The 13,715-nt window shown below is 67.8% G+C and carries 19 protein-coding genes; 12 read left to right on the forward strand and 7 right to left on the reverse strand.

The features are described from left to right. Positions 1-56: 56 nt before the first annotated feature. Complete coding sequence (gene infA, locus AB0C30_RS00185) at positions 57-278, forward strand: translation initiation factor IF-1 (RefSeq protein ID WP_357937889.1); 222 nt, start codon at positions 57-59, stop codon at positions 276-278. Positions 279-396: 118 nt separating this feature from the next. Here infA and AB0C30_RS00190 read toward each other — a convergent pair whose 3' ends face one another. The 5 genes from AB0C30_RS00190 to AB0C30_RS00210 form a co-directional block, all read right to left on the reverse strand. Then, on the reverse strand, positions 397-1,149 hold the full coding sequence (locus AB0C30_RS00190; RefSeq protein WP_357937892.1) for a methyltransferase domain-containing protein: 753 nt from the start codon (positions 1,147-1,149) through the stop codon (positions 397-399). After that, positions 1,142-1,501 (reverse strand): metalloregulator ArsR/SmtB family transcription factor, encoded by a 360-nt coding sequence (locus tag AB0C30_RS00195; RefSeq protein ID WP_357937895.1) that lies wholly within the window; start codon positions 1,499-1,501, stop codon positions 1,142-1,144. Before AB0C30_RS00195 ends, AB0C30_RS00190 begins: the two co-directional genes overlap by 8 nt. Positions 1,502-1,682: 181 nt before the next feature. Beyond that, positions 1,683-2,111 (reverse strand): arsenate reductase ArsC, encoded by a 429-nt coding sequence (locus AB0C30_RS00200; RefSeq protein WP_357937898.1) that lies wholly within the window; start codon positions 2,109-2,111, stop codon positions 1,683-1,685. A 9-nt stretch (positions 2,112-2,120) separates the two neighbouring features. Then, entirely contained in the window at positions 2,121-2,843 is a 723-nt protein-coding gene (locus tag AB0C30_RS00205; RefSeq protein ID WP_357937901.1) for an aquaporin, read from the reverse strand. Then, positions 2,840-3,223: a metalloregulator ArsR/SmtB family transcription factor gene (locus AB0C30_RS00210; protein WP_357937904.1), complete on the reverse strand. Its 384-nt coding sequence runs from the start codon at positions 3,221-3,223 to the stop codon at positions 2,840-2,842. The genes AB0C30_RS00205 and AB0C30_RS00210 overlap by 4 nt, the downstream gene beginning before the upstream one ends. A gap of 83 nt (positions 3,224-3,306) precedes the next feature. On the opposite strand from AB0C30_RS00210, the gene AB0C30_RS00215 reads away from it, so the two are divergent. Next, the gene (locus AB0C30_RS00215) at positions 3,307-3,765 is read left to right on the forward strand and encodes an ArsI/CadI family heavy metal resistance metalloenzyme (protein ID WP_357937907.1); all 459 of its coding nucleotides are present in this window, start codon (positions 3,307-3,309) and stop codon (positions 3,763-3,765) included. Here the strand turns inward: AB0C30_RS00215 and AB0C30_RS00220 are convergent. Further along, positions 3,740-4,636 (reverse strand): helix-turn-helix domain-containing protein, encoded by an 897-nt coding sequence (locus AB0C30_RS00220; RefSeq protein WP_357937910.1) that lies wholly within the window; start codon positions 4,634-4,636, stop codon positions 3,740-3,742. The genes AB0C30_RS00215 and AB0C30_RS00220 overlap by 26 nt on opposite strands. Before the next feature lie 76 nt (positions 4,637-4,712). Between AB0C30_RS00220 and AB0C30_RS00225 the strand changes: the two genes are divergently transcribed. Further along, entirely contained in the window at positions 4,713-5,534 is an 822-nt protein-coding gene (locus AB0C30_RS00225; RefSeq protein WP_357937913.1) for an alpha/beta hydrolase, read from the forward strand. Here AB0C30_RS00225 and AB0C30_RS00230 read toward each other — a convergent pair whose 3' ends face one another. Further along, positions 5,535-6,467 (reverse strand): LysR family transcriptional regulator, encoded by a 933-nt coding sequence (locus tag AB0C30_RS00230; protein WP_357937916.1) that lies wholly within the window; start codon positions 6,465-6,467, stop codon positions 5,535-5,537. It abuts the gene before it with no gap. 132 nt (positions 6,468-6,599) lie between these two features. On the opposite strand from AB0C30_RS00230, the gene AB0C30_RS00235 reads away from it, so the two are divergent. From AB0C30_RS00235 to AB0C30_RS00275, 9 genes are all read left to right on the forward strand, one after another. Continuing rightward, entirely contained in the window at positions 6,600-7,856 is a 1,257-nt protein-coding gene (locus tag AB0C30_RS00235; RefSeq protein WP_357937919.1) for an MFS transporter, read from the forward strand. 153 nt (positions 7,857-8,009) lie between these two features. Next, a complete protein-coding gene (locus tag AB0C30_RS00240; protein ID WP_357937922.1) occupies positions 8,010-8,531 on the forward strand; it encodes a hypothetical protein in 522 nt (173 codons plus the stop codon). Positions 8,532-8,942: 411 nt separating this feature from the next. Beyond that, positions 8,943-9,176: a DUF6289 family protein gene (locus tag AB0C30_RS00245; protein ID WP_357937925.1), complete on the forward strand. Its 234-nt coding sequence runs from the start codon at positions 8,943-8,945 to the stop codon at positions 9,174-9,176. Positions 9,177-9,411: 235 nt separating this feature from the next. Then, on the forward strand, positions 9,412-9,657 hold the full coding sequence (locus AB0C30_RS00250; RefSeq protein WP_357937928.1) for a DUF6289 family protein: 246 nt from the start codon (positions 9,412-9,414) through the stop codon (positions 9,655-9,657). Beyond that, the gene (locus tag AB0C30_RS00255; protein WP_357937931.1) at positions 9,633-10,538 is read left to right on the forward strand and encodes an SDR family oxidoreductase; all 906 of its coding nucleotides are present in this window, start codon (positions 9,633-9,635) and stop codon (positions 10,536-10,538) included. Before AB0C30_RS00250 ends, AB0C30_RS00255 begins: the two co-directional genes overlap by 25 nt. A 92-nt stretch (positions 10,539-10,630) precedes the next feature. Further along, entirely contained in the window at positions 10,631-11,593 is a 963-nt protein-coding gene (gene sigJ / locus AB0C30_RS00260) for an RNA polymerase sigma factor SigJ (protein WP_357937933.1), read from the forward strand. 268 nt (positions 11,594-11,861) lie between these two features. Next, the gene (locus AB0C30_RS00265; RefSeq protein WP_357937936.1) at positions 11,862-12,314 is read left to right on the forward strand and encodes a hypothetical protein; all 453 of its coding nucleotides are present in this window, start codon (positions 11,862-11,864) and stop codon (positions 12,312-12,314) included. A 10-nt stretch (positions 12,315-12,324) separates the two neighbouring features. Then, positions 12,325-12,924, forward strand: coding sequence for a cell wall protein (locus AB0C30_RS00270; RefSeq protein ID WP_357937939.1), 600 nt, complete (start codon positions 12,325-12,327; stop codon positions 12,922-12,924). Between the two features lie 9 nt (positions 12,925-12,933). Then, entirely contained in the window at positions 12,934-13,692 is a 759-nt protein-coding gene (locus AB0C30_RS00275) for a MauE/DoxX family redox-associated membrane protein (protein ID WP_357937942.1), read from the forward strand. The last annotated feature ends 23 nt before the right edge of the window (positions 13,693-13,715 follow it).

Consider the following 13,715-nt stretch of genomic DNA (forward strand, 5'->3'; position numbering starts at 1 on the left):
GGTTGCGGCAACAGGATCCGTTTCCGCACCGACCTCACAGCCACTCCGGAGAAATCATGGCAAGAAAAGCAGGCGGCATCGAAGTGGAGGGCACCGTCGTCGAGTGCCTACGCAACGCCACCTTCAAGGTAGAGCTCGAGAACGGCCACAAGGTGCTGGCGCACATCAGCGGGAAGATACGGAAGAACTACATCAAGATCTTGCCGTACGACCGGGTGCTCGTGGAGCTCAGCCCCTACGACCTCGCCCGCGGCCGAATCCTCTACCGATACAGGTAACGGCGGGCCCCAGTGTTACAGCCAGATCTTGCGCTGCGGTTCGCCGCGCGCTGAGCGCGGAAGACCGGCTGTGACACTCCGGGGCAGCGTCCCCGGTATCGCAAAGCACCCGCTCGTGTCAGCCGTCGTTCGGCTTGAGGGCCTGGACGATGGCGGAGTGGAGTCCGCCGCCGGTGTCGTCGGTGAGCGTGACGCGGACGCTGGTGAAGCCCACGTCTCGTAGTAGTCGCTCGTACTCGCGGGCGGTGAGGGTGCCGTTGGCACAACCGATGCGCTGTTCGGCGGCGATGCGCTGGTCGCGGTTCAAGTCGTCGTCGGCGATCACGTCACTGATGCCCAGGCGGCCCCCGGGTACCAGGACGCGGAAGGCTTCGGCCAGCACTGCGGGCTTGTCGGTGGAGAGGTTGACGACGCAGTTGGAGATGACGACGTCCACAGCGGCCGCGGGCAGCGGGATGTCCTCGATGTGACCGTGCAGGAACTCGACGTTCTTCGCTTCGGCCTGTTCGGCGTTGGTGCGGGCCAGGGCGAGCATGTCGGGGCTGGCGTCCAGGCCGTAGGCGCGGCCGGTGGGGCCGACGCGGCGGGCGGACAGCAGTACGTCCAGGCCGCCGCCGGAGCCGAGGTCCAGCACCGTTTCGCCAGGGCGAAGGTCGGCGACGGCGAGCGGGTTGCCACAGCCGAGGCTGGCGCGCAGGGCTGCCTCTGGCATCTCAGGTGCGTCGCCGTCGGCGTAGGCGGCGGAGCCGAAACAACCGTCGGTGAAGGCGCCGGCCTCGCAGTCCAGCGGTGTGCCGCCGGACACGGCCAGCTGGGCCAGCCCGGAGTAGCGCTGGACGGTGGCCTCACGCCTGTCAGTGGGTTCACTCATCGGTATCTCCTGACGCGGGCGTACAGGTGGGCGGCTTGGGAGCGGGACGGCCCATGACGAGATCGGCTGCGCTGGGAAAGCACTCCACGCACACGGTGTTGATCCGGTAGAAGGCCGCGGTGCCGACACGTTCGACCAGCACGAACCGGACCTCGGACAGAATCCTGAGGTGCGCCGAGACGGTGGACTGGCCCACATCGACGGCCTCGACGATCTCGCCCACGCTCATCGGCGCGCCACTCCGGGCCAGCAGCGAGACGATCTGCACGCGGGTGGCGTCCGCCAGGGCCTTGAACCAGGAGGCGTACTCGGCGGCGGTAGGCCGATCGAGCGGCCTCTTCTCTCCATTCATCGTTAATCGACGATAGACGATGAAGACTGGTCGCGGAAGCCGCAGATGGCGACATTCCATGCAGGTATGAGAGCGGCCGGACTTACCGAGAGAGTTCAGGTGACGATGTGACTGCGACGCTCGATCAGTACGATGTCTCGCTATATGCCGATGATTGGCCCGTCCAGATTCGCGGCGACGCTCACCTGGTCGCCGTGTCCGCGGGAGTGGAGGTCAGGTCGGCGATCAGCGCGCGTACGCGGGCCTCGATCGCGTCCCGGATCGGACGTACGGCTTCGACGCCCTGCCCTGCCGGGTCGTCCAGCACCCAGTCCTCGTACCGTTTGCCGGGAAAGATCGGGCAGGCGTCGCCGCAACCCATGGTGATCACGACGTCGCTGGCTTGGACGGCATCGACCGTGAGCACCTTGGGGATCTCGGCGGAGATGTCGATGCCACGCTCTGCCATCGCCTCCACCACGGCCGGGTTCACCTCATCGGCGGGCGCGGAACCAGCCGAACGCACGCGTACCCGGCCGCCGGCCAGGTGGGTCAGGAAGGCGGCGGCCATCTGGGAGCGGCCGGCGTTGTGCACGCACACGAACAACACCTGCGGCAGCACGTCGGGCACGGGTTTCTCCTATCGGGGCTGATCGGCGGCTTGGTAATTGGAACCGGAGACGTGTTGCGGGCTGTTCGGGTAGAGCAGGACCAGCAGCAGGCCGCCCAGCGCGGCACCGGCCAGCTGGGCGGCGATGAAACCGGGCACGGAAGCGGGGGCGATCCCGGCGAAGGTGTCGGTGAACGCTCGCCCCAGGGTGACGGCGGGGTTGGCGAAGCTCGTACTGCTGGTGAACCAGTAGGCGGCGCCGATGTAGCCACCGACCGCGACCGGTGCCAGCGCGGCGCGGCCTTGCCGGGTCAGGGCGAAGATGACCACGATGAGCCCGGCGGTGGCCACCACCTCACCCAGCAGCAGATGAGGCGCCGACCGGTCACGAGCCGAGATCTGAACGGCCGGGAGCGCGAACATGGCGTTCGCCAGGACGGCCCCCGCGATCGCTCCGGCGATCTGGGCGGGAACGTAGGCCGCCACCTCCCGGCCACGCACCGCCGGGTCAGCGTCGCGGCGGGTGAGTACCCAGGCCGCGACGGAGACGACCGGATTGAAGTGCGCGCCGGACACGGGTCCGAGGATCACGATGAGCACGGCCAGGCCCGCTGCTGTGGCCAGACTGTTGGCCAGCAGTTGTACGCCGACGTCACGCGACAGATCAGCCGCCATGATGCCGGAGCCGACCACTATCGCCACCAGGGCCGCGGTGCCGGCGAACTCGGCCAGGGCCCGGCGCGCCAGGTTCACCGCGCGTCCGCGGCAAGCGTCTCGGGCAGGGCCAGTACGCCGGTCAGACGCTTGAGCGTGGCCGGGACGATCCAGTAGTACACCCAGGTGCCGCGCCGCTCGCTGTCGATCAGACCGGCCTCGCGCAGCACTTTGAGATGGTGCGAGATCGTCGGCGCGGTGACCGTGAAAGCCTCGGTCAGCTCGCACACGCACACCCCGTTGCCGACCTGGCGGCCACTTTCGTGGGCACCGATCAGGGACAGCAGCCGCAACCGGATCGGGTCGCCCAGTGCCTTGAACACGCGGGCCGTCTCGGCGGCCTCGTCTTCGGTGATCGGCTCCGCAATCAGCGGCGTGCAGCATCCGGAGGCGACCACCGGTAGCTCCTGTTTCGACATATCTCTAATTTGACAGACTTCTAATCAGAAGCGCAAACTCGAGGCTGCTTAGACATCCGTCGAAACAACGATCGGAGATCGTCATGTCTCGCGTCCAGCTCGCCCTCCGCGTCGCCGACCTGGAGAGCTCGATCACCTTCTACTCCAAGCTGTTCGGCACCGAACCGGCCAAGCTCCGTCCCGGCTACGCCAACTTCGCCATCGCCGAGCCGCCGCTCAAGCTGGTGCTGATCGAAGGCGAGGAGGGAGAGGCGACCCGCATGGACCACCTCGGCGTCGAGGTCGAGGACACCGCCCAGGTCGACGCCGCCACCCGGCGGCTCAAGGACGCCGGCCTGGCCACCTTCGAGGAGAACGACACTTCCTGCTGCTACGCCCTCCAGGACAAGGTGTGGGTGCACGGCCCGGGAGCCGAGCCATGGGAGGTGTACGTGGTCAAGGGCGACGCCGACACCCTGGCCAAGGAGACCGACTCAGCCTGCTGTACCCCAGCCGCCGCATCGGGCGACGAACCGGTCACCGCCTCGGAGAACTGCTGCTGAGCGCGATCGATCTCGCTGTGGTCTGTGGGTTGGCGAGTGAGTGGCTGGGCCAGGCGATGTCGTCAACCGCCAGAAACGGCTCGTCCGCCACGGTCGCGGGGGTTACTCCCGTGAACGCCACAACATCCCGATGCAGGTGGGACTGGTCCGTGTAGCCGGCGTCGGCCGCGACTCGGGCCGCACCTTCACCCGCGACCAGGCGGTGGGCGGCATGGTCGAACCGGACCAGCTTCACGGCGCGCTTGGGCGGCAGGCCGAGCTGCGACCGGAACCGGGACCAAAGGCGCTTACGGCTCCATCCGACCTCGGCCGCCAGTCCGTCGACCCGGACCAGGCCGTGGCCGCCGACGATCCGGTCCCAGGCCCAGGCCACCTCCGGGTCCACCGGCGGCGACCCCGCCTCGTACCGGTGGGCGAGCAACGCGTCCGTCAGCGCGAAGCGATCTTCCCACGACGAGACTTCGCCCAGTCGCTCACGGATCCGTGACGCCTCCCGGCCCCACAGGTCGTCGAGGGCCACCACGGCGCCGTCGAGCTCGGCGGGGGAAGCGCCCAGAATCGCGCGGGCGATCACCGGGGACAGGCGCACCTGTACGCACTCGACGTTCTCCCCCCGCGCCCACACCGCGCCCCCGGACCCGATCCCGGGCCCGGCGACGACGCTTCCCAGCTGCTGCCGCCCGGCGGCGTCGTTCAGGATGGGCGAACCGGCGCCGAAGTCCAGCAGCAGCGTCACGGCCGGGTGCGGGACCATCCGGAGCGCGTCCAGGTCACCGACCCGGAACCCGGCCATGGTGACACCGGCCACCCGGCTGGGCCGCTGCGGGGATGCGACCTCCCACACAGCCGCACCGTGGACGAATGTCCGCACCGTCCCATGCTACGCACGCCAAGGAGAGGAACATTCGTCCAATCCGCCGGCGCGTACCAGCGGCGACAGTGGTTTCATGACCATTTCTGACGGCGTGAAAGGCCACGCCGAGACCCTGTCTCTGGACGACGACGACATCTACGTGTGCCAGGACGGCCCCGACGACGCCCCCGTGATCCTGCTCATCCACGGGTCCGCGTCCTCGACCCGCTCATGGGACACGCTGGTTCCGCTGCTGACCACGTCCCATCGCGTCATCCGGATCGACCTGCTGGGCCACGGCCGGTCAGCCAAACCGGCCGACCGCAGCTACGCGACCCCGGAGCAGGGACGCCGGGTGGGCGCGGCACTGGACCGGCTCGGCGTCGAGCACGCCATCGTCGTCGGCCATTCCAGCGGCGGCGCGGTCGCCACCGCCCTCGCCGAACAGCGGCCCGACCTGGTGACCGCGCTCGCGCTCATCAACACCGGGCCCAGCCTGGCCGCCTTCATCGCCTCGGAGTCCGCCGCGATCGCGCCCTCGCAGTGGCCGCCGACCGACAAGCAGCTCCGCCAGTTCGCGAGCACCGGTTTCAGCCGCGCGGGCTACCAGATCCCCCAAGAGCTCCTGAACGAGGTACGCGCGATGACGTACCACACGCTCACCGCGACTATGCAGGGCATCCGCGAGTATCTGGAGCAGCGGGCGCTCCCGGAGCGGCTGACGTCCCTCGGCAAGCCGCTGCTGGTGATCTTCGGCGAGGACGATCGGAGATGGCGATCCTCATCCGCCGCCGACTACCGCGTCGTTCCGGGCGCGACGGTCGAGTTGCTGCCCGGCCTCGGACACTCACCCATGCTCGAGGATCCGCCGCGGACCGCCGCACCCCTCCTGGCGTTCACCGCGCGAGCGAGCTGATCATTGTCCCCATGTGGGCAACCAGACCTCGGTGTCGGATACGTCCTCTCGCCTGGAGTCGAGATAGTCGCGGAGTTCGACGAGCGCGGGATGCGGATTGTCGTCGCGCCAGATCAGTGACATCGGGTAGAGCGGCGCCGGGTCACGTACCGGTATGCGCCGCAGGTCGTAGCTGTCCGGCCACAGATACCGCGAGCCTTCGCCGACAAGGGTCGCCAGTTCGGAGGAGTCCGCGATCTCGGCCAGCAGCGCCTCGATTCCGAAGCTGGGCCCGACCATGTCGATCGTGAGACCGAACGCGGCGGCGAGTTCGTCGTAGTAGCCGGCCCATTCGGTTTCTGGGGCCATGCCGGGCATCCAGATTCGGTGCCCGGCAAGTTGCGCGGGCGTGACTGCGTGAGCTTTGGCGAGCGCATGGCGGGGTCCGACGAGTAGTTGGTGCGGCTCGTCGATCACTCGGGCAGTCCTGATCGGGTCTGGCAGATGCCGCGCGGAAACCGTGACGGCGTGGAACGTGGCGTCGATCGTCCCGGCCTCGACAGCGGCGATCGCGGCCTCGACGTCGCCCTTCAGGGTCACGACATCAAGCTCGATCTCGGGATGCGTACGGTAGAAGTCCTGCAGCAGCACCCCAGCCGCGACCCGCCGGTTGACGACGTCGACACGTAGCGCACGCCGACCAGGACGTACGGACGCGTCCGCCCGCTCTTCCACCCGGAGGAGTTCACGGGCGTGGGGCAGGAACGCCTGGCCGTCGATAGTGAGCTGGGCTCCGCGCGCCGTACGGGTGAACAGGCGCACACCGAGGTCTTTCTCCAGCGTGGCGACGCGCTTGGAGACGGCCTGCTGGGTGATCGACAGCTCGGCGGCGGCTTCCTGGAACTGGCCTGCGTCCGCGACGGCGACGAATGTGCGTACGGCGTTGAGATCCACACACCACACGCTACTCCCACAACTAATGGTTGTGGCTTGCCGCCAACCGCGTTGTTTGATCCGCCTTCTCGGCCTTGCTTGGATCGGAGCGGTCAGCGGCAAGTTGTTCGGAGCGGGGAGATGTGGAGCTTCGTGGCTAGACGATCCTTGGGCCGGCGGTTCGGCTGGCTGTGGGCGGCGTACGCGGTCAGCGCCTACGGCTCCGGCTTGGGATTCGGGGCATTGCCCCTGATAGCCGTGCTGGTGTTGCATGCCGGCCCCGCCCAGGTGTCCGCGCTGTCCGCCGTGGGGCCGGCGGTGGGCGCGCTGATCGCGTTGCCGCTCGGGCCGTGGGTGGAGTTTCGGCGCAAGCGGCCGATCATGATCGCGATGGACCTGGCTCGGTTCGCGGCCATGATGACGATCCCGCTCGCCTACGCTTTCAACCAGCTCAGTTTCGTACAGCTACTGGTTGTCTCGACGGTGACAGCCGCGGCCAAGATCGCCTTCAACGCGGCCAGCGGCGCCCACCTCAGGACCCTCGTACGGCCGGATGATCTGCTCGTGGCCAACGCGCGGTTCGAGTCGACGACGTGGAGTTCGATCGCGGTCGGGCCGCCGCTGGGCGGGGCGGCGATCGGCCTGTTCGGGCCGGTGACCACTGTGGTGGCCGATGCGCTCAGCTACCTGTTGTCCGCGTTGGGGATCAGCGCCATTCGCGGCCGCGAAGAACCCCCGCGACGCACCGACAAGAGCCGGGCCCGGGCCGGCGAGCTGCTCGACGGCTTTCGGCACATCCTGACCCATCCCGGCCTGCGGGCGCTCTATCTCAACAACCTGCTCGTCAGCGGACTGATCATGGCCACCGAGCCGCTACTGGGCGTGCTCCTGCTCCGCGAGCTCGGGTTCTCCCCCTGGGAGTACGGCCTCGCCTTCGCTGTCCCCTGCGTCGGCGGACTCATCGGCTCACGCCTCGCCCGCCGCGTCGTGGCGCGGTACGGCCAACCCCGGATCCTCCGTACGGTCGGCACGCTGCGCGCGGTCTGGCTGATCGGCCTCGCCTTCGTCCGTCCCGGTGTCGCCGGCCTCGCGATCGTGATGGCTGTCGAGTTCGCGATCATCATCAGCATGAGCCTGTACAACCCGGTACTCGCCACCTACCGACTCGAACACACTCCCTCAGACCGCACCGCCCGCACCCTGTCGGCCTGGTCGATCAGCAGCAGCGCCGCCATCGCCATCTTGAGCGCGCTCGGCGGCCTGCTCGCCGACGCCACCAGCCCACGCACGGCCATCACGATCGCGGGAGTGCTGATCCTCGCCAGCCCGCTGTTGCTGCCCCGTCGCCCGAGCCCAAGTCACGGCGAAGCAGGCGCCGGTCTCCCGGCGCCCACGAAGCTGTCGGCGTAATACACCACCAGGAAAAATGTAGATGAGAGCGAGAAACATCATCGGACGCGCTTCCCTTCCATCTTGAGAAGCGACGGAAGAGGGCGGTAATCCCCTACGCTATGATCCAATTACCACTTTACGATCGGGCTGGAGTGGTGAAGGATATGTCGGGTGATCATCCCACCCCGTTCTTCTGCCGGCGCCGTCGCGCTCTTATCCGTGGCCCTTTTTCTCAACGGATCAGCGGTGAACGCAGACACGTCTGAAGCGACATCTCCCCCCGCGAAGACCACGGCCGTCCGGGTCCCCGTCGCGGTCAAAGAACCTCACATCTCGCTGACGGGCGGGATGGGCGGAGGCAGTGGCAAAGGCGGCTTCGAAATCTCCATACAGTTCGGCAACGCCGGCAAGGAGTCCGTGACCATCGTCGGGATTGGGCGCAGCGGGCCAGGAATGCGGCTGCTCAACCCCCAACGACGAGGGCCGTATGTGATTCTCCCTGGCGAGAGCATTGCTCTCCAACTCAAATATCGCGTGACAAACTGCAAGATCGTCCCCCGTGGGACGTGGCCGATACCACTCCGCGTACTCCGACCGAAGGGCGAGGAAACCATTTATCCCGATCCCTCCCTCGCGGGCGAGGAGGATCAGTGGTACCAGGAATTCGTTAAGAGCATCTGCGGTTCGAAATAGTCCGGCGCCTCGCTGATCGACGCCGGTTCGGCCGACTCGAACGCCTGGCGCATCCGCCCCTTCACGTCAGCCTGCTCTCCAGCCTCGCAGAGCAGGCCAGACCACAGCCGGCGACCTTACTCCATCCGTAAATCAAAAAACCAGTGTCCGAATTATCGGGCCAGCGCAGACGCGGCGGCATGAACAGCGGACATGACACCAGGTGAGCGCGTCGATACGCATCATCCATGCGTCCGATAACAGCAACACGTCATGGCGCGGGACGCGAATGCACCTGTCGTTCTACAGATCGTCATCCATGTCTGTAAGTGTTGCGTTTCCTTCGGACGGGACGGATCATTTCGATCATGGGTTGTGTCGCCGCCCAGGGGGGTGAGTCCCACACCGTTTCGTGCTCAGGAAGGACGATTCATGATCCGTCGCGCACTGGTCGCAGCAGCCCTGGCCACCACTGCCCTCATCGCCCTCCCCACCGGCCCCGCGCAGGCCTCAGCCTGCCCGGAAAACTACCTCTGCATCACCACCTACTACTCCGACGCCGCCCACACCACCGAGATCGGACTGAGAGAGGAACTCTGCGACGGCACCGTGTACGTCTGGGGTGTGCGCAGCAACTACTCGGACTACTATCGAGGCCCCTGCTGAGCGGAACGTGAAACGCCGGGCAGTTCGTTTCCAGCGATCCCGCCGAGACTCCGCCTTCGTGCTGACGAAGAACCATTCATGATCTGTCGCGCCTCATCGCCTTAGCCTGGCCACCACCGCCCTCGTCGCCCTCCCGACCGGCCCCGTGCAGGCCAGGGCGTCGCGGACCTATGAGCCGTTTCCCGGCGACTCCGCCGGGTCCCATCCGCTTTCCCGCAATCAGGAAGGACGATTCATGATCCGTCGCGTACTCGGCATTGCGACCTTGGCCGCCGCCGCCCTCGCTGTCATACCGACCACCGCACAAGCCGGCACGCTGGGTTTCCGCTGCCCGGCCGGCTATGAGTGCAACACGGCGTACTACTCCGACTCCGCGCACAACAACGTGGTCGGAGCCAAGACGGAATTCTGCGACGGTGAGGTCTCGACCTGGGGCACCATCAGCCGCTACAGCGAATGGACCTCGAGCCCCTGCAACTGAGCGAAGACCTCCGGCGGGGTCGCGCACCGGCGGCCCCGCCGGATTTCCGTCCCGGCGAAGAGACACCGGCACCAGTCCGCGTTGTGAGCTCGCTCACAACGCGTCACAGCCGAGCAGGGCATTCCGTCATAGAGGCCATGACAAACTCGGAACAGACCTCGGTATTGATCACTGGCGCCAACAAGGGACTCGGCCTCGAGGCGGCCCGGCGGCTCGGCGAGCAGGGTTGGACGATCTTTCTCGGCTCGCGTGATGAAGGCCGCGGACAGGCAGCCGCCGACAAGCTCACCGACGGTGGCGCGAACGTCGTCATGGTCCCCCTGGACGTGACCTCGGACGAATCGGTCACCGCCGCCGTACGGCTCGTCCGGGAGCACACCGATCGGCTGGATGTGCTGATCAACAACGCCGGCGCGCCAGGAAAGGCCATCGCGCCGGCCGACGCGACAGTCGACGAGATTCACTCCGTCTACGACACCAACGTGTACGGACCGATCAGGGTCACGCAGGCCTTCCTGCCCTTGCTGCGGGCGGCCGATCATCCGCGGGTGGTGATGGTGTCCAGCGCCGTTGGTTCCTTCGCGGTCGTGACCGATCCGGAGCAGCCCGCCTCGAAAATGCACGAGCTCGCCTACAGCTCGTCGAAAGCGGCGCTGAACATGATCACCGTCCGGTACGCCCAGGCGCTCCCGGAGATCAAGTTCAACATCGCCACTCCCGGAGAAGTCGTCAATCACAAATTCGCGGCCACCGACATGAACCATCACACCGGGCAGCTGACGGTCACCGAGGGCACCGACTCGATCGTGAGGCTCGCGACGATCGACGCCGACGGGCCGACCGGGATCTTCATCGATCGCCTCGGCCCCATCGCCTGGTGACCGCCGCGCAACCATGATCGAAGGCCCCCGGGTAACCTGCTGGACGTCGTGCGGAGGTGTCCACGTAGGAGAAGGCCAAGGAAATGAGCCGAGTGCCTGGATCAGCGGATGAGACGGGCGCGGTCGCGTACCGGCCGCTCCTGTTCTCCATCGCCTACGGGATGACCGGGTCGGTGGGCGACGCCGAGGACATCGTGCAGGACGCGTTCCTCGGCCTGACCCGGGCGCGCCAGGCCGGAACCACGATCGCCGACCTGAAGGCGTACCTGACGACGACGGTGACGCGGCTGGGCATCGACTACCTGCGGTCGGCGCGGGTGCGGCGGGAGACGTACGTCGGGGACTGGCTGCCTGAGCCGGTCGTCGTGACCGCCGATGGGCCGGGGCCGGTCGAGCACGTCGAGCTGGCCGACTCGCTGTCGATGGCGTTCCTCGTGCTGTTGGAGTCCCTTTCGCCGGTGGAGCGGGCGGTGTTCATGCTGCGCGAGGTGTTCGGGTACGGCTACCCGGACGTGGCCAAGATGACCGGCAAGACCGAGGTGAACTGCCGGCAGATCTTCACGCGCGCCCGGCAGCGCATCGCCGCCGGGAGGCGGGGGCGCGACAGCATGCCGTCCCCGGCGTCGCGCGGCAGCGTGCCGCCTCCGGCGCGGCGGGCGGAAGGCGAGAAGCTCGCCCGCAGGTTCTTCGAGGCCGCCGCCGGCGGCGACATGGACGCGCTGCTCAGCATGCTCGCGCCCGACGTCGTGCTCATCGGGGACGGCGGCGGCAAGGCCCAGGCGATCGCGAAGCCGGCGGCCGAGCCCCGGCGCGTCGCGCAGCTGCTCGTCGGCGGGTTCCGCCGGATCCGGATGCTCGGCGTCTCCTTCCGGCCGGCCTGGGTCAACGACCGGCCGGGCGCGGTGATGTACGACGCCGAAGGGCGCGTGGCCAGCGTGGTCGAACTCGACATCGCCGACGGTGTGGTCCAGGCGATCCACTCGGTGGCCAATCCCGACAAGCTCGGCCATCTCGGACCGGTATCTGATGTGGCGCGACTGCCGGAGAAGAACTGATCTCGTGTCCAAGCGAGTGGCGAGCGCCGTAGATCCCGGCAAGCGCCGTAGATCCCGGCAAGCGCCGTAGATCCCGGCAAGCGCCGTAGATCCCGACAAGCGCCGTAGGTCCGGGCGAGTCGCAAGCGCGGTGGAACGAGGCGGGCTGGGCGCGTCTGGACAAATTGGGCATTGACGAAAAATTCTTACATGTTTTGATGGATCAAGTCGGAAAGTTTCACCACCTCATCGGGGGACCCCTGCAGAGCCCACCCCAAGGAGGACGCGCATGGTGCGCCGCCAGCCCACTGACCCCCCACCCATCGACTTATACGCCTCCGTCCAAGGAGAGGTCTCCTGGTTCTGCTGCGGCACAGCCTGGGGACCGTGCAGCACCACCGGCAAGGGAGCCTGCGGCACCTGCAACTCGGGCAGCCTCCAGCACGCCTGGCCCAACACCTCCGACGCCTGCTTGGCCATCACCCACCCCGACACCTGCGGCGTCAGCCTCTCCCGGCGGACCTGCGGGTTCCAGCACAAGATCACGGCGCTGTGCAGCGGTACCAGCGTCGTCACCGCCATCGCCGACTGCGGCCCCCAGACGGACCTGTTCTGCGGTGAGAAGAGCTGCTGCGGCGCGACCTGCGCCAGCAACCGCCTGATCGACCTCACCCCGGCCGCCTACAGCAAGATCGCCAGCCTCTCCGCCGGCCTGAGGCCCTGCGAGATCTCGACCCCCTAGGGAGCTGACGATGACCAGTAGACGGCAAATGCTCAAGTCCGCCCTGCTCGGGGGCGGGGCCAGCGTGGTCGCCGCGACCGCGCTGGGCTCGCTCGGCCCCGAGGCGGCGTTCGCCACGGCCAGGGCGCCCGAAGTGGAGCCCGGCTCCGTGGACCCCAACTTCGCCGAGGGCCGGATCCGCTCCATCAAGGACAACACGCTCCTCGTCCTGGGCTCGAACATGGTCTTCCACAACATCCGGGTCGTGGACGGCACGAGCCTCTGGAAGCTGGGGCCCGTCCCCTTCGACCAGGCCAAGCCGGGTGACGGCCTGTACGCCCGAGGTGTGCGGATGCCCGACGGGGTGCTCGCCGCCGAATCGGTGTGGCTCAACATCGTCAACATCAAGGGCCACATCAAGAACATCACCAGCGACAAGATCCACCTCGACCACAACGGCCAAGAGGTCCTCTGCCACGTCGTGTCGGGCAAGTCGGTCGCCGTCCACTCCGAGTCACCGCCGTCCGCGGACCTGTCGATGCTGCGGGTGAGCCAGCACGTGCAGATCCTCGGCGCGTGGCGACCGGACACCAACGAGGTCGACATCGCCACCGTCTTCTCCCCCCACTAGGAGCGACACATGCAAGGGATCGCCGCGCTTCAGCCGTACGTGATCGCCCTCTTCCTCGTCTGGGCGGCCCTGATGAAACTGTTCAGCCGTCGAATGCGGGCGGAAGCCGGACGGACCGCACTGGCCCGGCTGGTCGGCTCGGCGCGCGCGGTCCCCACGCTCCGCCTCGTCGGGGTGGTGGAGCTCGCGGTGGCGGCCGCGCTGCTGCTGCCGCCCGCCACCCCTGAGGAGGGCGCGGCCGCCGCCGTGCTCTCGGCGGGGTTCCTCGCCTACCTCGCCTATGCGTACGCGGCCGCGCCCACGTCGTCGTGCGGCTGCCTGGGCGCGCACTCCCATCCCGTGGACTTGCGCGCCTTCGCCCGTGCGGGGCTGCTGTGTGTCGCGGGCGTCGCGGCGATCTGGGCAGGGCCGTACGCGCTGGATCCCCCGCTCGTCGCGCTGGGCCTGGTGGAGGTCGTCGCCCTGCTGGGCCTCTCAGCGGAGCTGGACCGTTTCTGGCTGAGCCCACTGCGCCAGCTCCTCGTACGGCTCCGCCGGCCACTGGCCGTACGCTCACCGGGTGAGATCCCGCTGGAGGTCTCGCTGCACCTGCTCTACCTCAGCCCCGCGTACTGTTCGGCGTCCGCGCAGCTCACCTCGGACGTCCAGGACGTATGGGACGAGGACGGCCTGCGGTTCGTGGTGTACGGGGCGCGCGAGCGGACGGCCGTCTTCTCCATCCCTCTTGCCGGAGCCGACCCCTCGGCCGTCCGCGTCGCGCTCACCTGATCAGGGCGTCTGACCGGGCTGAT

It is taken from the genome of Nonomuraea sp. NPDC048901 (genome assembly GCF_040649695.1).
Taxonomy (GTDB): domain Bacteria; phylum Actinomycetota; class Actinomycetes; order Streptosporangiales; family Streptosporangiaceae; genus Nonomuraea.

Bases quoted from the DNA above. Each gene is read 5' to 3' on its own strand.
- infA (WP_357937889.1), top strand. From the start codon at position 57: ATGGCAAGAAAAGCAGGCGGCATCGAAGTGGAGGGCACCGTCGTCGAG.
- AB0C30_RS00190 (WP_357937892.1), bottom strand. From the start codon at position 1,149: ATGAGTGAACCCACTGACAGGCGTGAGGCCACCGTCCAGCGCTACTCC.
- AB0C30_RS00195 (WP_357937895.1), bottom strand. From the start codon at position 1,501: ATGAATGGAGAGAAGAGGCCGCTCGATCGGCCTACCGCCGCCGAGTAC.
- AB0C30_RS00210 (WP_357937904.1), bottom strand. From the start codon at position 3,223: ATGTCGAAACAGGAGCTACCGGTGGTCGCCTCCGGATGCTGCACGCCG.
- AB0C30_RS00215 (WP_357937907.1), top strand. From the start codon at position 3,307: ATGTCTCGCGTCCAGCTCGCCCTCCGCGTCGCCGACCTGGAGAGCTCG.
- AB0C30_RS00225 (WP_357937913.1), top strand. From the start codon at position 4,713: ATGACCATTTCTGACGGCGTGAAAGGCCACGCCGAGACCCTGTCTCTG.
- AB0C30_RS00245 (WP_357937925.1), top strand. From the start codon at position 8,943: ATGATCCGTCGCGCACTGGTCGCAGCAGCCCTGGCCACCACTGCCCTC.
- AB0C30_RS00250 (WP_357937928.1), top strand. From the start codon at position 9,412: ATGATCCGTCGCGTACTCGGCATTGCGACCTTGGCCGCCGCCGCCCTC.
- AB0C30_RS00255 (WP_357937931.1), top strand. From the start codon at position 9,633: ATGGACCTCGAGCCCCTGCAACTGAGCGAAGACCTCCGGCGGGGTCGC.
- AB0C30_RS00265 (WP_357937936.1), top strand. From the start codon at position 11,862: ATGGTGCGCCGCCAGCCCACTGACCCCCCACCCATCGACTTATACGCC.
- AB0C30_RS00270 (WP_357937939.1), top strand. From the start codon at position 12,325: ATGACCAGTAGACGGCAAATGCTCAAGTCCGCCCTGCTCGGGGGCGGG.
- AB0C30_RS00275 (WP_357937942.1), top strand. From the start codon at position 12,934: ATGCAAGGGATCGCCGCGCTTCAGCCGTACGTGATCGCCCTCTTCCTC.